Annotated in this window: 15 protein-coding genes; 10 read left to right on the top strand and 5 right to left on the bottom strand. The window is 39.2% G+C overall.

The features are described 5' to 3' along the window. Positions 1 to 7: 7 nt before the first annotated feature. Entirely contained in the window at positions 8 to 904 is an 897-nt protein-coding gene (locus tag V6W77_RS06760; RefSeq protein WP_334254179.1) for a homocysteine S-methyltransferase family protein, read from the bottom strand. Between the two features lie 116 nt (positions 905 to 1,020). Further along, complete coding sequence (locus V6W77_RS06755) at positions 1,021 to 1,575, bottom strand: TetR/AcrR family transcriptional regulator (RefSeq protein WP_334236098.1); 555 nt, start codon at positions 1,573 to 1,575, stop codon at positions 1,021 to 1,023. Between the two features lie 172 nt (positions 1,576 to 1,747). Here V6W77_RS06755 and V6W77_RS06750 point away from each other — a divergent pair, with 172 nt between their 5' ends. Genes V6W77_RS06750 through V6W77_RS06735 form a run of 4 tightly spaced genes read left to right on the top strand, consistent with a single transcriptional unit; the run spans position 1,748 to position 8,071 of the window. After that, a complete protein-coding gene (locus V6W77_RS06750) occupies positions 1,748 to 2,809 on the top strand; it encodes an HlyD family secretion protein (protein WP_188155917.1) in 1,062 nt (353 codons plus the stop codon). 3 nt (positions 2,810 to 2,812) lie between these two features. After that, positions 2,813 to 5,548, top strand: a complete 2,736-nt coding sequence (rbbA, locus tag V6W77_RS06745; protein ID WP_428981780.1) for a ribosome-associated ATPase/putative transporter RbbA — start codon at positions 2,813 to 2,815, stop codon at positions 5,546 to 5,548. After that, positions 5,549 to 6,673 (top strand): ABC transporter permease, encoded by a 1,125-nt coding sequence (locus V6W77_RS06740; RefSeq protein WP_334254177.1) that lies wholly within the window; start codon positions 5,549 to 5,551, stop codon positions 6,671 to 6,673. Between the two features lie 3 nt (positions 6,674 to 6,676). Then, a complete protein-coding gene (locus tag V6W77_RS06735) occupies positions 6,677 to 8,071 on the top strand; it encodes a TolC family protein (protein ID WP_334254176.1) in 1,395 nt (464 codons plus the stop codon). 127 nt (positions 8,072 to 8,198) lie between these two features. Here V6W77_RS06735 and adhE read toward each other — a convergent pair whose 3' ends face one another. Next, positions 8,199 to 10,811, bottom strand: a complete 2,613-nt coding sequence (gene adhE / locus V6W77_RS06730) for a bifunctional acetaldehyde-CoA/alcohol dehydrogenase (protein ID WP_334254175.1) — start codon at positions 10,809 to 10,811, stop codon at positions 8,199 to 8,201. A 289-nt stretch (positions 10,812 to 11,100) separates the two neighbouring features. Between adhE and hemC the strand changes: the two genes are divergently transcribed. Genes hemC through grxB form a run of 5 tightly spaced genes read left to right on the top strand, consistent with a single transcriptional unit; the run spans position 11,101 to position 16,202 of the window. Next, entirely contained in the window at positions 11,101 to 12,039 is a 939-nt protein-coding gene (gene hemC / locus V6W77_RS06725; protein ID WP_334234118.1) for a hydroxymethylbilane synthase, read from the top strand. Position 12,040: 1 nt separating this feature from the next. Then, entirely contained in the window at positions 12,041 to 12,805 is a 765-nt protein-coding gene (locus V6W77_RS06720; RefSeq protein ID WP_283385605.1) for a uroporphyrinogen-III synthase, read from the top strand. An 11-nt stretch (positions 12,806 to 12,816) separates the two neighbouring features. Then, positions 12,817 to 14,208 (top strand): uroporphyrinogen-III C-methyltransferase, encoded by a 1,392-nt coding sequence (locus V6W77_RS06715; RefSeq protein ID WP_334254174.1) that lies wholly within the window; start codon positions 12,817 to 12,819, stop codon positions 14,206 to 14,208. Between the two features lie 21 nt (positions 14,209 to 14,229). Further along, on the top strand, positions 14,230 to 15,495 hold the full coding sequence (locus V6W77_RS06710) for a heme biosynthesis protein HemY (RefSeq protein ID WP_025235633.1): 1,266 nt from the start codon (positions 14,230 to 14,232) through the stop codon (positions 15,493 to 15,495). A gap of 59 nt (positions 15,496 to 15,554) precedes the next feature. After that, complete coding sequence (gene grxB, locus V6W77_RS06705; protein ID WP_334254173.1) at positions 15,555 to 16,202, top strand: glutaredoxin 2; 648 nt, start codon at positions 15,555 to 15,557, stop codon at positions 16,200 to 16,202. Between the two features lie 39 nt (positions 16,203 to 16,241). Here grxB and V6W77_RS06700 read toward each other — a convergent pair whose 3' ends face one another. Together V6W77_RS06700 and rpsO are read right to left on the bottom strand one after the other, a co-directional pair. Beyond that, a complete protein-coding gene (locus tag V6W77_RS06700) occupies positions 16,242 to 17,105 on the bottom strand; it encodes a DUF808 domain-containing protein (protein ID WP_025235635.1) in 864 nt (287 codons plus the stop codon). Between the two features lie 71 nt (positions 17,106 to 17,176). Then, positions 17,177 to 17,446, bottom strand: coding sequence for a 30S ribosomal protein S15 (gene rpsO, locus V6W77_RS06695; protein ID WP_005597777.1), 270 nt, complete (start codon positions 17,444 to 17,446; stop codon positions 17,177 to 17,179). Positions 17,447 to 17,633: 187 nt separating this feature from the next. On the opposite strand from rpsO, the gene V6W77_RS06690 reads away from it, so the two are divergent. Beyond that, positions 17,634 to 19,505 (top strand): SurA N-terminal domain-containing protein, encoded by a 1,872-nt coding sequence (locus tag V6W77_RS06690; RefSeq protein WP_334254172.1) that lies wholly within the window; start codon positions 17,634 to 17,636, stop codon positions 19,503 to 19,505. Positions 19,506 to 19,580 lie beyond the last annotated feature (75 nt).

The raw sequence follows: 19,580 nt of genomic DNA, 5'->3' as shown, positions 1-19,580 counted from the left end.
CTATTCCTTACTTTAAATTTTTTGCGAGTGTTTCAATATATTCCACACCGATACCACAACAGCCACCGATAATGGTTGCTCCTTGTTCCGTCCATTTTTTTGTCCACGCTAAATAAGCATTCGGATCTAAATCTTTACGAACTTCGTCTAAGCCGTCATTAGCGGTTGCATCTTTAGGCTGAGGTGCAAACGCATTAGCATAAGCTCCTGTGCGGATATGAGTTGCATTGAGTTCAGCTAACGTTTTTTGCGTAACCGCTAAGGCTTCACCAATCACTTCGGGTTGGCAACAGTTAAATAAAATGGCTTGCACACCTAATGCTACCATTTCCTCTACTGCTTGTTTTACCGTCTCTCCTGAGCGTAATTTCGGCTCTGTAGTTGGTTCATCATCAATGAGTGTGAACGAAACCCATAATGGGCGGTTATCTTTTGGTAATAGTGCTTTGATTGAAATGGGTTCAATAATGGCACTTTGAGTTTCGCATAACCAAATATCTACATAAGGCGAAAGCCCATCAATTAAGGGTTGAGCAATTTCTGCAAAACGTTCCATTTTTATCAGATCCGCTCGGTAAGAACCAAACATCGGTGGGAGCGAGCCTGCAATTTGAGTTGCAAAATTTCCGGAATTTTTGACCGCTTGTTTAGCAAGACGACCAGCCAAATCAGCCAAACTTTTGCCATCAGCGGAAAAACGTTTTTCGCCGATGTGAAAAGGTACAACAGCATAGCTATCGGTAGTAATAACTTCTGCTCCGTGAGCGATAAAATCTTCGTGAACAGCTTGCACAAAGTGTGGACCTTCATACAAAGCGGCTGCAGACCATTCGGGCTGATGGAAAGGAGCGTTACGACGCATTAATTCACGGCTCATTCCGCCGTCTAATATTGTGATTGACATACAATTTCCTAATTAAAAGGTAAGAACAATAGAATAAATTGGAGTAGTTTACTGGCTTTTTGAATAAGTGCTTATAACTAAATAGTATAAATTAGATTTTTTTGTAAAACAGATGGTTATTCCAAGCTAAAATAAGAAAGCACTTCTTGGAGATTAGTTTGTATTACCATCGGATTGACCGGATTATCTGACATCACAACGTGTTCCATCATTGCAATAGAAAGCGTTGCAAAGAGTTTACCTTGAAACTCAGCATCAATATCATTAAGACTTTTTCGTGTTGAAATAACGTCAATGTATTTCTTTTTTACTTCTTCTTGAATTTGCCTTTTTAAGCTAATACGGTGGGTATCAATTTTCCATAAGGTCTGTAATGTGTGGCGAAGTGTATTAATAACAGGGGCTGCTTTGATTGCAAATTCCAGAGTAGGGGTACTAAAACGCTCTTCAAGAAGAGGAATAAGAGATTTGTTTTTGAGTTTTTCGATAATATCGGTTGCCAGATGGTCTTTATTTAAATAGTGCTTATAAAAGGTGGATCGGTTAATTTTGGCATTATCTAAGATATCTTGCACCGTAATGTCATCATAATCTTGCTTTTCAAGCGTTGTAATGAAAGCTTGGTGGATAATCTCTTTTGTGCGGGTAATTCTAGGATCTTCTTTTTTCATATTTCCCACTAACCATTGTAAATAAGCAACATTTTATGGTTTTTTGTATCATTAGACAACATTTTATGGTTTTTTGTATCATTAGACAACATTTTATCGTTTTTTGGTGGTTGCTAATAGAATGCTATTTTTTTACACTTCAGACCAGTTAGGTTGATGATAAGGATAGAAGATGAAGAAATTATTAATTGCAACTTTGGTTGTTTTTGCCGCAGGTGGGGCTTATTTGTGGCAGCAAATACAGGGTGAGCGTACGGAATTATCAGGGATTGTTGCAGTAAATGGACGCTTGGAGTTAGAACGTTTAGATGTTGCAACCCTTTATGCAGGAAAAGTAGAAGAAATTTTAGTTAAAGAGGGACAAAACGTTGAGAAAAATCAACCGCTTGTACGCTTCTCTTCTACGCAATCACAAAGCCAGGTAACTTCCGCAGAGGCTCAAATTTCCGCTGCGAAAGCTCAAGTAGAAAGTGCCAAAGCTCAAAAATTACGTGCAGAAGAAGCAGTGGCTAGAGCTTCAGCGGAAATGAGTGCCCAGCAACAGCAAGTCTCTGTTGCTAAATTAGAATTAGATAATGCAAGAAAATTACGCCGTGAAAACTTAGTTTCTGCCAGTGAACTAGAACGCCGACAAGCGGCTCATAAAGCGGCTTTAGCGGCAGTTGAAACGGCAAAAGCGGCAAGGGCAGAAGCTCAGGCAGCAGTTAATCAAGCAAAGGCAGTGATTTCTCAAGCAGAAGCAACGGTTAATCAAGCTGAAGCAGCAGCCAACCAAGCAACTTCACAAAATGATGATATGTTAATTAAAGCACCAATTGCAGGCAGAGTAGAATATCGCATTGTTGATGTCGGTAATGTAGTAGGTATGGGGGCAAAAGTGGTGAGTTTGCTTGATACTAAAGATGTTTACTTAAATGTATTTTTACCTGCGTATCAGTCGAATAATATCAAAATAGGTGAAGAAGCCCGCATTAAAATTGATGGCACAGACTATGTTTTCCCTGCATACATTGGCTATGTAGCGAGTGAAGCTCAATTTACGCCAAAATCGGTGGAGACATTGGAGGAACGCACAAAATTAATGTTTAAAGTGAAGCTACAAATTCCAGAGGAAATTGCCCAACAATATGTTGGATTTTTCAAGGGCGGTATGACAGCAATGGGTTATGTGAAATATGATAGCAGCTTGGATTGGTCTGAAACATTATCTGTAAAACTGCCAGAGAGCCGATAAATGATGACTGAACTTGCGGTTAAAATTAGCAATCTTCGCCATACTTATAAAAACACAGTAGCGGTTAATAATATCTCGCTTGAAATTCCGAAAGGCAGAACAGTTGGGCTGATTGGACCTGATGGTGTGGGTAAATCAACTTTGCTCTCGCTGATTGCTGGGGTAAAAATTCTTCAGCAGGGAGAGATTTCGGTGTTTGGTTTAGATGTAGCAAAAGCGAAAGACCGAGACATCTTAACCCATAAAGTAGCCTTTATGCCGCAAGGGTTGGGGAAAAATCTCTACCTTACTCTTTCCATTTATGAAAATATTGATTTTCACGCCCGAATGTTTGGGTTATCTCCAAGCCAGCGAAAAGCTCGGATTCATCGTTTGTTGAAAGCGACGGGGCTGTTGCCGTTTTCCGATAGAGCTGCAGGTAAACTTTCGGGAGGAATGAAGCAAAAACTCAGCCTTTGCTGTGCGTTGGTGCATAGCCCTGAATTACTGATTTTAGATGAGCCAACAACGGGGGTTGATCCGCTTTCACGCCGTCAATTTTGGGAGTTAGTTGAAGAGTTGCGTGCTGAAACACCAGAGATGACAGTGATTATCGCCACCGCCTATATTGATGAAGCCGAAGGTTTTGAGTATGTGATGGCGATGGACGATGGTAAGTTAATTGTTGATAAACCCACTCAAACTGTTATTGCTGAAACCAATAGCCAAAATTTAGAGCAAGCCTACATTAAATTATTGCCACCTGAAAAACGGGGGGCAGTAGATGGCTTGGTTATTCCTCCTTTTGAGCCATTAAAAGATGAGCCGCCCGTTATTGTAGCGGAAGGATTAACCAAGAAATTCGGCGATTTTGTTTCAGTAGATAATGTGAGCTTCGTTATCCCTAAAGGTGAGATTTTCGGCTTTTTAGGCTCTAACGGCTGTGGCAAATCCACCACAATGAAAATGCTAACAGGTTTGCTTGAGCCAACTGAAGGCTCGGCATTACTGCTGGGTCAGCCAATTGATGCGAGCAATATCAATACTCGAAAGCGAGTGGGGTATATGTCGCAAGCATTTTCACTTTATGAAGAGCTAACAGTACAAGAAAATCTTGAACTACACGCCAAACTTTATCAAATTCCGCGTAGTGAATGGTCGCATTATGTTAATAATGTAATGAACCAATTTGACCTTGCCGATTTAGCTGAGGAAAAACCTTTATCGTTACCACTTGGCATTCGACAACGCTTACAGCTTGCCGCTGCTTGTTTGCATAAACCTGAAGTGTTGATTTTAGATGAACCTACTTCTGGGGTTGATCCGGCAGCTCGTGATATGTTTTGGGAGTATTTAATTAAACTTTCCAGAGAAGATCGTATTACCATTTTCATTACCACCCACTTTATGAATGAAGCGGCTCGTTGTGATCGCATTTCTTTTATGCACCGAGGAAAAGTACTTGGCGTTGGCACACCTGAAGCATTAAGGTTAGGCAAAAATGCGAAAACACTTGAAGAAGCCTTTATTATTTATTTAGAAGAGCAAAATGATGAAGTAACTGCTCCAAAAGAGACTGTTGATAACGAAGAGCAAGCAAATAGTTCATTACAAGCGGTCAAAAATCGGCAGTTTTTTGCAAATGGGCTGAGTGTCATCTGGACTTTTGCCGTGCGTGAAGGAAAAGAATTGTTAAGAGACAATATACGTTTACTGTTTGCTTTGCTTGGACCGCTGGTAATGTTGCTGGCGATGGGATCGAGTATATCTTTTGATATCAAACCTTTAAATTTTACCGTGCTTGATCACGATAATAGCTCAGAAAGCCGTAAATTGATTGAAGCCTTTTCCGGCTCGCCTTATTTTATTCGGCAAGACAATATTTATTCGATAGATGAGATAAACCTCAGCCTGCAAACGGGTAAGGTAAAATTAGTGCTAGAAATTCCGTCTGATTTTGGTCGGGATCTTTTAGCCCAAAGAATGCCTGAGGTCGGTATATTTATTGATGGAGCTTTCCCAAGTACCGCAGAGAATTTACGAGGCTCTGCACAAGGCGTTATTGGGCAATATATGCAAGAGATGTTAAGAGAAAATGGCATTAGTGCAAGCATTCCTTCGGTAACCGAACCTCGAATGATCTACAACCAAGATTTCAAAAGTGTATTTGCGATGACACCTGGCATTATTATGCTTGCGATGATGCTTGTGCCCCCAATGATGACCGCACTTAGCGTAGTCAGAGAGAAAGAGATGGGAACGATTATGAACCTCTACGGATCACCTGCTTCTCAATTCCAGTTTTTGTTAGGCAAACAGCTTCCTTATATTGCACTTTCATTTATCAGCTATTTAATTATGGTACTGGCGGCGATTTTTGTATTTGGGGTGCCGATTAAAGGCTCAATAACCGCAATGTTCTTAGGTGTGTTATTGGCAATTTGTGCTTCAACAGGTTTTGGCTTATTGGTTTCTAGTTTTGTGAAATCACAAGTAGCTGCTATTTTTGCCGCCGCAATTATTTCAATTGTACCGACTATTAACTTCTCAGGAATGATGTATCCTGTATCTCGTTTAGATGAAAATGTGCAGCTGGTTTCAAAGATATTCCCGGGAGCTTGGTTTCAGCAAATCAGCTTAGGCGGATTTACTAAAGGGCTTGGCTTTGCTGATTTCCTCCAACCTTATTTAGCATTAGCGGTTATTTACGCCGTTTACCTTGTATTGGCAACTTTTGCGTTGAAGAAACAGGAGAAATAGATGAACCGTTGGTTTAAAAATGTTGGTTTCCTCGCAGTTAAAGAGTTGAAAAGTTTATTTAGTGATAAGGTATTAGTTTTATTGATTATCTATATGTTTTCATTTGCCGTTATTACTATTGCGAAACAAGGAATGACCGATGTTAAAAATGGCTCGGTGGGAATAATTAACTACGATCATTCAGCACTATCTTACCGTTTGAAAGATGCATTAATTCCGCCTTATTTCAAAACAGTGGAAGATATTGAGCCTCAAGCGGTTGATCGTGCAATGGACGTGGGGAAATATACCTTTATTGTCGAAATTCCGCCTAATTATCAACGAGATTCCTTAGCAGGCAAAGAACCCAAAGTGCAGTTGTTGGTTGATGCAACAGCGATGACGCAAGCAAATATCGGGGCTCATTACATCAGTCAAATTTTTAGCCAAGAAATTCAGCGTTTTGTTGGTTCTACAGAAATGCCTGTTCCGTTCAATACCGCAATCAATGTGCTATATAATCCTAATTATGATAGTGCTTGGTTTATGGGAGCAGGGCAGATTGTCGGTAATCTTACCTTATTAACTTTGTTGCTTTCAGGTTCTGCGGTAATTCGGGAAAGAGAGCGTGGCACAATAGAGCATTTATTGGTAATGCCTGTTCGCTCAAGTGAAATTGCAGTATCAAAAATTCTTGCTAATGGTGTAATACTGTTAATTGTTACTTTATTCTCACTGAAATTTATTGTTTCGGGCTTTCTCGGTGCACCGATAAGCAATCAACAAATTGCGATTTTCATTTTAGGCGTAGCCATTTTTCTGTTTTCGATTGCTTCACTAGGGATTTTATTGGCGGTTTTTGCCCCCACAATGCCACAATTTGGCTTGCTCTGTATTCCGATTTATTTAGTTATGTATATGCTTTCAGGGGCAAATTCTCCGCTTGAAAATATGCCCCAATTGGCACAGCAATTAACGCAATTCTCGCCCACTACTATTCTGGGGAGTTATGCTCAAGATGTATTATTTCGCAATGCAGGCTTAGATTTGGTGTGGTTGCACTTAGTAAAAATGGCGTTAATTGGGGCGGTTTTTTTAGGCATCGCATTAATGCAATTTAAATCTATGCTATCTAAACAAGGATAAAAAATGAATCTTTATAAATTATCAACAATTGCAATTTTTACCGCTTTTTTGACCGCTTGTAATAGCATTACCGTCGATACCCAATCTTCCGTTGAAGTACCGCTTGAGTTTGATCAAACTCAAGCAGCGAAAGGAGCAAATGAAATCCAGCAATGGTGGAAAAACTGGAATGATCCGCAATTAACAGCCTTGATTGAAAAAGGATTAGCTAACAGCCTTGATATCAAACTCGCCCAAGCCCGATTAGCGGAAGCTCAAGCCAACAGCCAATATACCGAAGCCGATAAAGGGATTAACATTGGGGCAAGTGGTTCTGTTGGTGGAGGTCTGATGGATATGGACACCGGGTTGTTTGACCCAAAACGCTCTGATGTAGCAGCGATACAAGGTGGAATCTCTGCTTCTTGGGAGCCAGATTTTTTTGGTAAAAAACGCAGCGATGCTGATGCTGCAAGAGCAGGAGCGTTAGCACGCCAAGAACAAGTTTATGGTGCACAGCTTTTAGTTTCCAGCAGCATTGCGGAAAATTATTTCCGAATTTATGCCATTGAGCAGAAACAAGAAATTCTTCGTAAAAATGTGGCTATCTTGAATGAACTACAGCGTTATATTCAAGGGCGTTTTAATGCAGGGCAGGCAACTGCGTATGAAATTAGTGAAATTAAAGCTCAAATCACTGCATTACAGGCTCAACAATCAATGTTACAATCACAAGCTGATGCCCTCACTCGTAATATTGCGGTATTGATTGGCTCTGTACCACAAGGTTTTCACATTGCCAAAAGTGGTAATCCATTAGCGAAAATTCCGGATAGCCCAAGTGGGCAAATGCCAAGTACAGTGATTGAACGCCGCCCGGATATAAAGGCAAATGCCCGTCAGGTAGAAGCAATGGCGGCTAAGCTTGCAAGTGCGAAAGCAGATCTCTACCCACGTTTTGACATCCAGTTCTTAGGGCAGGGCGGTTATATCAAAATCAACAATGATCTATCGCCAATTTCGGCTTTGGCTAACCTCGTGAGTGTTGGCGTGAAGCTCCCGATTTTTACCAATGGCAGAATTCAAGCGAATATCGATGCTTCAGATGCTCGCTTGCAAGCAGCAATGATTGAGTACGACAATAGTCTCTTAAAAGCTCTCGGCGAGGTAGATTCTGCTTATCAACATCAATCTAGTTTAGCTAAGCAAAGCCGATTATTGCAAAATGCAGTACGACAAGCCCAAAAACAGGCAAATGATGCTCAAAGGTTGTTTAAATATGGCGAAAAAACTTTAGATGTGGCGATTAGAGCAAGAACATCGGTGCTGAATTATCAGAAACAATTGGTTCAATCTCAACTTTCACAAGCCTTAAATTTAATTAGCTTGTATAAAGCACTTGGCGGAGGCTGGCGATAACTTACAAGCGGTGAGATTTTTTATTATTTTTGCACTTTTTGTTATTTTGTCTACTATGCCGTTATTTTTGCAAAAAAGCCAACAAAAATGACCGCTTGTAAAGCGGTCATTCTGTCATAGTGAAAGATTATTCTGTTTTGCCGTAGTAGGCTTTTGTCATAATCTCTTCCATATCCTCGATCATTGCCAAACGTGGATTTGCCGGCGTACATTGGTCTTCAAATGCGTGTAGTGCAAGCTCACGGCGAGCATCTAAGAATGCTTGCTCATCAACGCCTTGCTCACGTAATGACATTTTTACACCGCAACGTACGGCTAAATCGTGAACCGCTTTGGCGTAAGATTCAACTGCTTGTTCCGGTGTTTCAGCTGGTAAGCCCAGCATTCTTGCGATATCTTGGAAACGAATATCCGCAACATAGTTGGTGTATTTTGGCCAAGTTGCTACTTTAGTTGGGCGAGTACCGTTATAGCGAATCACGTGTGGCAGTAAAATCGCATTGGTTCTGCCGTGAATTGTGTGGAATTTACCACCAATTTTGTGTGCCATTGAGTGGCAAATACCAAGGAATGCATTGGCGAATGCCATACCTGCCATTGTAGAGGCATTATGCATTTTTTCACGAGCAGCTTCGTCAAACTCTTTTACCGATTTTTCCAAGTTTTCAAACACTAATTTGATTGCTTGTAACGCCAAACCATCTGTGTAGTCGTTAGCTAAAATCGAGGTATAGGCTTCGGTTGCGTGGGTTAAAACGTCTAAGCCGGTATCAGCTGCAACGTGAGACGGTACTGACATCACTAATGCAGGATCAACAATCGCAATGGTTGGTGTTAAAGAGTAATCTGCTAACGGATATTTAATATCTCCGTCAGTAATTACTGCGAATGGTGTTACTTCAGAACCTGTACCGGAAGTGGTTGGAATACCAACAAATTTCGCTTTTCTGCCTAATTGTGGGAATTTAAACGCACGTTTGCGAATATCCATAAATTTTTGCACTAAATCACGGAAATCCACTTCAGGTTGTTCGTAGAATAACCACATAATTTTCGCTGCGTCCATTGGCGAGCCGCCGCCTAATGCAATAATGGTATCCGGTTGGAAGCTACGCATTAATTCTGTACCACGCTGCACGGTTTGTAGGCTTGGATTCGGTTCAACATCGGTGAAAAGTTGAATCATTACTTGATTGCGGCGTTGGCGGAGTTGCTCGGTAATTCTATCCACAAAGCCGAGATCTACCATTGAACGGTCGGTTACGATCATCACTTTATGTACATCGTGCATCGATTTTAAATATTGGATTGAATCACGCTCAAAGTAGATTTTTGATGGTACTTTAAACCATTGCATATTATTTCTCCGTCTGCCCACACGTTTAATGTTGATTAAGTTCACTGCACTCACGTTGTTGCCTACGGAGTTTTTGCCGTAAGAGCCACAACCTAATGTGAGCGATGGGAGGAAAGAATTATACACATCGCCGATACCGCCGAAAGTAGACGGTGAATTCCAAATCACACGAATGGCTTTTACACGCTCGCCGAATGTTTTAGCAAGCTCTTTGTTTTCTGTGTGGATCGCCGCACTATGTCCTAAACCGTGAAAGTTCACCATTGCTTCAGAAAGTTCTAAGCCGTGTTCAGTTGAGTTCGATTTGAGTAGAGCTAACACAGGTGAAAGTTTTTCACGTGTAAGTGGCTCGCCTTCGCCTACAAAAGCACATTCTGCTAATAAAATATTGGTTTTTTCCGGCACTTTAAAACCTGCTTGCTCTGCAATCCACGCTGCTGGTTTACCAACCACTGCCGCATTGAGTTTTGCCCCTGAGCAGTTTTCGTCTTTGGCTTTATCAACACCGAAGATATATTTTTCAAGTAAAGCTTTTTCTTTTTTATTTACTAAGTAAACGCCGTAAGATTGCATTTCTTTGATGAAATCGTTGTAGATTTCTTTATCGACAATTGCAGCCTGTTCAGAAGCACAAATCATACCGTTGTCGAAAGATTTCGACATTACGATGTCATACACCGCTTGTTTTAATTTGGCTGTTTTTTCCACATAAGCGGGTACATTACCTGCTCCAACCCCTAACGCCGGTTTACCGCAAGAGTAAGCGGCTTCCACCATTGCATTACCACCAGTAGCTAAGATGGTAGCAATGCCAGGGTGTTTCATTAATGCGGAAGTGCCTTCCATTGAAGGCTGTGTAATCCATTGCACACAATGTTCCGGAGCACCTGCGGCAACGGCAGCATCACGCACAATTTGAGCAGCGTGAGCAGAACATTGTTGAGCTGATGGGTGGAAAGCAAAAACGATTGGATTACGGGTTTTGAGGGCGATTAACGCTTTAAAGATAGTGGTTGAGGTTGGGTTAGTAGTTGGGGTAATTCCGCAGACAACACCGACCGGGTCGGCTATTTCGGTAATACCTGATACATCATCTTCACTAATTACCCCTGCTGTTTTTAAATGTCGCATATTATTGACAACATACTCACAGGCGAACAGGTTTTTAGTGGCTTTGTCTTCAAATACGCCACGTCCTGTTTCTTCATAAGCGTGCATTGCTAAAATGCCGTGCTTATCAAGGGCGGCAACAGAGGCTTTGGCGACAATAAAATCGACCTGCTCTTGATTCAGCTTTCTAAACTCATCAAGTGCTTTTAAGCCTTTTTCGACAAGTGAATTGACTTCTGCTTGGGCATCAAATGGTTGAGTGCTTTTAGCCATAGTTTGTTTCCTCATAAGATTTAAAATTTGATAATTTTTTTAACTGATGAAATTATTACCCAAAAGAGTTATTTTGTCGTTAAAAATTCACAAAGTTTTATTGTTGATTTGATCTATGTCAACCTTTTTAAGGTTGTATATATGCTATAAAAATAGGGAAATAATTTTTTAAGAAAAAGCCCGGGTTTTGATTAAACGCAAATAGAAAACCGCGATTATTTTTGGCAGTTAAGCTAAAAAAGTGTTAGGATAATTAGCATTTACTATGCTGTTTTAATTTTTAGAACTTATGAAAGACATTTTACGCATTGCAACTCGCCAAAGCCCACTTGCTTTATGGCAGGCTAATTTTGTAAAAAATGAGTTGGAAAAACATTTTCCACAATTATCTGTCGAGCTGGTTACGATGGTAACAAAAGGCGATGTGATTTTAGACACGCCGTTGGCAAAAATTGGCGGAAAAGGTTTGTTTGTTAAAGAGTTAGAATTAGCCTTGTTGGAAAACAGAGCCGATATTGCCGTGCATTCAATGAAAGATGTGCCGATGAGTTTTCCTGATGGATTAGGTTTGGCGGTCATTTGTGAGCGTGAAGATCCGCGTGATGCTTTTGTTTCCAATAAATATGATAGTTTAGATGATTTACCCGAAGGGGCGATTGTTGGCACATCAAGTTTACGCCGTCAGTGTCAGTTAATGGCAAAATATCCGCATTTAGAAGTGAAATCTCTGCGTGGTAATGTTGGAACTCGTTTAAGCAAATTGGACAACAATGAATACGATGCAATTATTCTGGCTTCTGCCGGGTTAATTCGTTTAGGGTTACAAGAGAGAATTCGTAGTTATCTTTCGGTGGAACAATCATTGCCGGCAGCGGGTCAAGGTGCAGTAGGGATTGAAACCCGAGTGAATGATGAGCGTGTGCTAAATTATGTTGCAAAATTAAAGCATAATTCGACCGCTTGTTGTGTGATGGCTGAGCGAGCGATGAACACTCGCTTGCAAGGTGGTTGCCAAGTTCCGATAGGTGGTTTTGCCACTTTAGACGGTGATGAAATTACACTAAATGCTTTAGTGGGAGCATTAGACGGTTCGCAGATTATTCGAGCCTCTGCAAAAGGGCATAAAGAAAATGCAGAGCAGTTGGGCATTTCCGTTGCGGAACAATTACTTGCACAAGGTGCAGATAAAATTTTAGCCGAAGTTTATAGCGATAATCCTATCAAATAAAATGAATGTACTTGTAACACGCCCTGATAATCGAGGGCAAGAATTGGTCGATATGCTCAATGAACGACAAATTTTTGCCGTACATCAGCCGTTATTTACGATTGAGGCAGGCAGTGAATTACCGCTATTGCCTTCTGTACTGTCTCGTCTTAAATCGGGCGATTATGTTTTTGTGGTTTCGCCAAATGCAGTGGATTATGCAGTGAAAACATTAACGGATACAGGGTTCCACTTTCGTTCGGATTTAAAATATTTTGCGGTAGGACAACGAACGGCAAAATATTTTACCGAAAAAGCTGAACAAGCGGTTATTTATCCGCTAGAATCAGAAAATAGTGAAGGTGTGTTAGCATTGCCGGATATGCAAGATTTAACCGATAAAACGATTTTGATTTTACGGGCAAATTCCGGGCGTGAGTTGTTAGCTGAAACTGCAATGTTGCGTGGGGCAAGCATTCAATATTTGGAATGTTATCGTAGAGAACCTGTTACGGTAGATATTCCGGAAAAAATTAGCGTTTGCAAGCGTTTAGGCGTGGATACTATTGTGATTACCAGCAGTGAAATTTTAAAAAGCCTGTATGAACAAACAAATGAAAATTGCCGAGAATGGCTATTTGAGTGTAATCTTGTGGTGGTAAGCCAGCGTATAGGCAAAATTGCTAAGCAGATGGGGTGGCAATCAGATAAAATTTTTGTATCGGATAAAGCAGATAATGTAACGTTGATGAATACATTATTATTTAAAATTGACAAATCTAACTAAGGTGGGCGAGTATGTCAAAATCAAGAAAAGTACCTGAAAAAGTAGAAAATACGACAGAGGATGTTGTAGTAGAAAACCAACAAGCGGTCAATTCTACACAATCTTTTGCAAAAAATGAGATTGAGGAAGATATTTTGAACGAGACTATTATTGAAGAAAAAGAAGCACCGCTAAAAGAGAGTATTCCGGCAGAGGAAAAAATCACAGCTGAAGAAAAAGTGATTGTTCAGAAGTCGGGCGGAAAAGGTTTGGCTTTATTAGCCTTGTTAGTGGCACTTGCTGTGGGTGGTGCCGGTCATTTTATGGCAAATAAAAAATTTGATGAGGTGGAAGCCCAAATTCAAGCCTTATCTACTAAAGCAAATCAGCAAGCATCAGCCCAAACTGCAGTTGAAATGCCAAATTTTGATAATGAAAAAGCTCAAATTGCAGAGCTTTCAACTCATTATCAAAAAGCGTTAGATCGTATTAAAGAGCTTGAAAACGCACAAAGTGGTTATACTCAACAAATTAGTGGTTTACAGCTACAATTGCAAAAATTAAATAATTCTTCGGGTTCGGATAAAACCTTCTGGCTATTATCAGAAGCCGATTTCCTATTAAACAATGCTGCTCGTAAAGTGGTTTTGGATAATGATATTGATACAGCGAAAAATCTGTTGTTAGAGGCTGATCAAGTTTTAACTCAAGTACCGAGTGCAACAAATGTGCGTGAAGCAATCAAATCCGATTTGAATACTTTAACCAGTATCAACAACATTGATCAAAATGCATTAATGCAGCGTGTAGCGAATTTAACTAACCGATTAGATGACTTGCCGATTTTAGAAAGTGAACAATCGCAAGCTGCTATTGCAGAAGGTCAAGTCAGTGATTCGATTGCTGATTGGGAGAAAAACTTAGAGAAAAGTGCAAGTTCATTCTTAGATCATTTTATTCGTGTTTCTAAACGTAACGTTGCTGATGAAAAAGCTTTTGTTGCCCCTAACCAGGAAATTTACTTGCGTGAAAATATCCGTTTACGTTTACAGATTGCGATTTTAGCAATTCCTCGCCAGCAAAGTGAATTCTATAAAAAATCACTGCAAACAGTGGGTTCTTGGGTAAGAAGTTATTTTGATACTTCAAATGAAAATGTACAAAATTTCTTAAAAGAAGTTGATGATTTAGCAGAACAAACTATTTATGTTGATACTCCGGATTCATTACAAAGTTTGAAAGTATTATCTCAGCAAATTAATAAAGCACCTCAACAAATTGAGAAAGTAGAAATTAAAGCTGAGAAAGAATTGGAGCAAGCAGAACCTGTGAAGCAAGAACAGACAGAGTCTGGGAAACCTGCAGAAACAGAAGCGGCTAAATCAGAGGAAGTTTCTGAACAGCCAACTCCTTCCGCACAATAAGAATAAAAGGAGAATTAAATTATGTTTAGAACGCTCTTTTTAATGCTTTTATTATTGGCAGGCTTAATTGCAGGACCTTATATTTCAGGAAATCAAGGTTACGTCAGAATTGAAACGGCAACTACAGTTATTGAAATGAGCATTGTAATGCTTGTGGTGTTCTTTGTAGTTACGATGGCGGTAGTTTATCTGCTTGAATGGATTTTTACTAAAATTTGTCGTATGAGTAGTGGGGCTTATAATTGGTTCTCAACACGTAAGCATAAAAAAGCTCAGCAAGAAACCCTTGAAGGCTTAATGCGTATGAGTGAAGGTAACTACTCCAAAGCAGAGAAACTATTTAGTAAAAATGCAAAACACGCAGATGAGCCTGTACTGAACCTGATTAAAGCGGCTGAAGCTGCTCAACAAAATGGTGATGATTTAGCGGCGAATAAATATTTAATTAAAGCCACTGAAATTGCAGGACCAAATAATGTTGCGATTGAGTTGGCTCGCACCAAAATCTTATTACAGCAAGGTAAACTACCGGCTGCTCGTACTGCGATTGATAGCTTATTAGAGTTAGCTCCGCATAATGATGAAGTACTACGTTTAGCAGTTCAAATCTACAGAGAATCAAAAGCCTATATCGCTTTAGATCGCTTATTATCAGAAATAGGGCAACGTAATTTCTTAACACCTGTAGAGTATGCGGAATTAGAACATTTTGTTGATGATGGTTTACAAGATGAACGCTTACAAGAAGAAGGGCAAGAAGGTCTACTCACTTGGTGGGAAAATCAGCCAAATCGCCGTCGTAAATCGGTTTACAGCCGTGTTGGTGTGATTAAACGCTTAATTGACAGTGATGATCATCAATCAGCAGAAGAAATTGCGTTAGAAACCTTGAAAAAATTTGAAGATGAGCAATTACACGGATTATTCGTACAATTAACTCGCCTACAAGTGGCTTCTGACAGCAAATTAGTGAAAGTATTAACTAAACGTGCCGATAAAGCGAATATTAAATATACAGATGATTATGCAAGAGCTTTAGGTTATGTTTACACGCGTAACAGTGAATATGCAAAAGCGAAAACGCAGTTTGAGTTGTTATTAGCCCACGATGAATGTCAGCCTGACGACCGCATTATGGCGTTACACGTTGCAGAACAAACAAATGACCATATACTTGCAAATCGTATCCGTGAGGAGAACCTCAAACAAGTAAATATGGACGTTTTACCTAAGCCAGATGAGGTTCTCGCGTTACCTGAAAATGTAGATAATGTGAAAGCATTATAATGTTAAAAATAGCAGGTTTTCCCTGCTATTTTTGTATTTTCCTTTTCAACGGAGTTGTTATGAAATTATACGTTTACGATCACTGCCCATATTGTGCAAGGGCTAGAATGGTTTTTGGATTAAAAGATTTACCGGTGGAATTGGTAATGATTGCAAATGATGATGAAGCAACACCTATTGGCTTAGTAGGCAAAAAAGTTGTGCCGATTTTAGTGAAAGAAGATGGCACTGCAATGCCTGAAAGTTTAGATATTGTACGTTATGTCGATACGCATTACAGCAATCCGATGATTACAGATAACATTCGACCGGAAATTGAACAATGGGTTAGCAAATTATCGAAAGTTTATAATCATTTATTACTTCCTCGTTTCGTGAAATTAGATCTAGCGGAATTTGAAAAGCAGAGTGCAATTGACTATTTCGTGAAAAAGAAAACAGAAAACATTGGCGATTTTGAGCAGAATTTAGCAGAAACGGATAAACACATTGCTACTGTTCAACCATTAATTGATGACTTATCAGATCTGATTAAATCAGAGAGAGCATTGAACGGTGAGTTATCTTTAGAGGATATTATCGTATTCCCGATGCTTAGAAATTTAACTTGTGTGAAAGCCCTCCAATTCTCACCAAAAGTGTTAGATTATATTAATAAAATGGCAGAATTGAGCAAAATTGATTTATATTTTGCTAAAGCAATTTAGAAATAAAGCGTTGGTTTTGAAAATCAACGCTTTTAAATTTTAGTGTGCTTTCTTTTTAGAAAATACTTTTATAAGAGGTAAGATAATTAAACAAGCAATAGTGCCGACAATGATACCAACCACTAAATCAACTAAGAATGAAAAATTTGGGTTGATATTTAATGTTTCGACGAAATGATGAATTATTGGTAAATTATGGGTAAAGATTCCACCGCCTACTAAAAACATTGCGATAGTTCCGATAACAGAAAGTCCTTTCATAAACCAAGGCATTGTAAATAATAAGCCTTTTCCGACCGCTTGTGAGAATGCACTTTTTTTCTGAATAAGCCATAAGCCGATATCATCTAATTTTACAATTAATGCAACCAAACCATACACAAACACTGTAATACCGATTCCAATAGCAGAAAGCGATAAAATTTTGGTCAGAGTAGATGAGTCTTGTAGCACTCCTAAAGCAATAATAATAATTTCTGCAGATAAAATAAAATCGGTACGAATAGCTCCTCTGATTTTATCTTTTTCCGAAAGTTCTTCTTTAGGGTTGTCTTCGCCTTTATGGAAGACGTGATGAAGTAATTTTTCCACACCTTCAAAACACAAATAAGCTCCACCAATCATTAATAATGGAACAATTAATTGTGGAAGAAAGAATGATAAAAGTAATGCAACGGGAATTAAGATCACTTTGTTAATAAATGATCCTTTGGCAACTTCCCAAACAATCGGCAATTCACGCTCTGGGGTTACATTTTTTCCGCTCACTTGATTGGCATTTAAGGCAAGATCATCGCCAATTACACCAGCGGTTTTCTTTGCAGCCATTTTAGTCATAATAGACACATCATCAAGAACAGCAGCAATATCATCTAATAAAGTAAATAATGATGCAAATGCCATAATTTTTCCTCGAATAAAATTTATAAAAAAGCCGAACTTTTCAGCTCGGCTCTCATATTCAATATTTGAAATTAGCGACGTAAACCTAAACGTGCGATAGTTTCTGAATATTTAGCAAGATCAGTACGTTTTAAGTAGTCTAATAATTTACGACGGCGTGAAACCATACGTAATAAACCACGACGACCGTGGTGATCTTTTTTGTGCTCAGCAAAGTGTGCTTGTAAGTGGTTGATTTGTGCAGTTAATAATGCAATTTGAACTTCTGAAGAACCGGTATCTTTTGCATCACGACCAAATTCAGCAACGATTTTTGCTTTTGCTTCTACGCTTAGAGACATTTTTATTTCCTTTTTGTTAAGGGTTGATAATACATCAATAGCCGATCTCTAACTCAGCTATGACAGGAATTGCGAATTTTAAAGAGAAAGCGGCTAAATTTCAATAAAAATTTGCAATTTATTTCTAATGTGAGAAAGAGTATAATCAATAGCAATTTTTTATGTTTTAAGTATTAGGAATTTTTAAATGATTGAATCAATGCACGAGCGGTCAAAAGGACCTGTGTTTAAAATTATTTTTGCCTTAATCACACTTTCATTTGTTATTGGTGGAGTGGGTTCTGGTTTAATGGCGACAGATAATTCTGTGGCTAAAGTGAATGGCGAAGAAATTAGCCAACAGCTTTTTAATAACGCGGTTAATCGTCAGCAAAATGTTTTAAATACCGAAATGGGCAGCCGTTTTTGGGATTTAATGGACAACCCTGAATATACAAAACAATTTAATCAATCAGTGCTAAATAGCTTGATTGATGAAGAATTGTTACGCCAATATGCAAAAGATCTAAAATTAGGCGTGAGTGCGGAACAAATTAAATCTGAAATCGTAAACAGCCAAATGTTCCAACAAGATGGTAAATTTAGTAATGAATTATATCAACAAACCTTACGCCACAATAATTTAAGCCCTGATGCTTATGCAGCAATTGTACACGAGGGTATGTTGCAATCCCAAATTCAAGAAGGGATCGTAAGTAGTGATTTTACTGTGCCGGCACAGCAAGAAACATTAGCAAAATTATTGCTACAACAACGTGAAGTGCGTTTAGCTGAGTTTTCAATTGCAAAAGAAATGGAAAATCAGACCGCTTCACAAGAAGAATTACAGACCTACTATGATGCGAATAAAACCAAGTTATTGGCACCTGAAAAATTAACGGTTGAATATGTAGCTTTTTCACCAAAAGATGTTGAGAGCAAAATAGATATTACTGATGAGCAAATTCAAACCTATTATGAACGCAATAAAGGCGATTATGTTACTAAAGGTGAAGCACATTTAGCCCATATTCAAGTTGCAACAGAAGCAGAGGCTCAAGCCGTTGAGCAAGAACTTAAAAACGGTGCAGATTTTGCCACTGCTGCAAAAGCAAAATCAGCAGATACATTATCAGCTAATAACGGCGGTGATTTAGGCTGGGCAAAAGCAGGCACTTTCCCGAAAGCATTTGAAGATGCAGTAGCAAATTTAGAGGTAGGGCAAGTAAGTAATCCGGTTAAAGTGGATAATGCTTACCATATTATCAAAGTGTTAGAACGCAAGCCTGAGCAAGCGATTGAGTTAGCTCAAGTAAAAGACAAAATTGCTCAAACGATTCGTCAAGAGTTAGTATTAACCGAATATTCAAATATCGCTCGTGAAATGGCAAACAGAGCGTTTGAAAATAATTCTTCACTGGAAGAAGTCGCAAAAGCCGGTAATGTGAAAGTTCAAAAAACCGAACAATTTACTCGTGCAAATGTACCGGCTGCATTACAGAATGAGAAAGTATTAAAAGCGTTATTTGAAGGCGAGCTACGCCAAAATAAACAAAACTCTGATGCGTTAGATATCGGTACAGATACCGCCCCACAAACATTATTTGTGCGTGTGAGTGAGTACGAAGCAGAACGCCCACAAACGTTAGAAGAAGCAAAATCGGCGGTTGAAAACTTTGTGAAAGCAGAGAAAGCGGAGAAAGCATTATTAGCTAAGGCAGAAGAAAACGTAAAAGCGTTAAATGAAGGCAAATCAGCTAATGTGAAATTTAATCCTCCACAAACATTAGTTTATATGCAGTCAGAGGTGGAAAATCCTGCCTTAGCTCAAACAGTGTTTGCAATGAAACAAGAGCAAAATAAACCGGCTTACCAAATTGCACGTAATCAAAAAGGTGATGTTGTGATTGTGGCATTGGATAAAATTGTAGAGGGGAATACGGAACAATTTAAAGCTCTTGCTCCACAATTTGAGCAAGCTAACCAACTAATGTTGCGTAATGAGCTATTAAAAGCCCTTCGAGCAAAAGCCTCTGTAGAAATTAATGACGAGTTTATGCAACAAAACTCATCACGATAGTCTAAATTTTGCTTAAGTAAAAAAGCACTCGGTCTTGTTTAAGACCGGGTGCTTTTCCTATATAATACGGCTGAA

Source organism: Mannheimia indoligenes (genome assembly GCF_036880405.1).
GTDB classification, from domain to species: domain Bacteria; phylum Pseudomonadota; class Gammaproteobacteria; order Enterobacterales; family Pasteurellaceae; genus Mannheimia; species Mannheimia indoligenes.
Note: the sequence above shows the minus strand (reverse complement) of the source record. Positions and strands in the feature narration are given on the sequence as shown.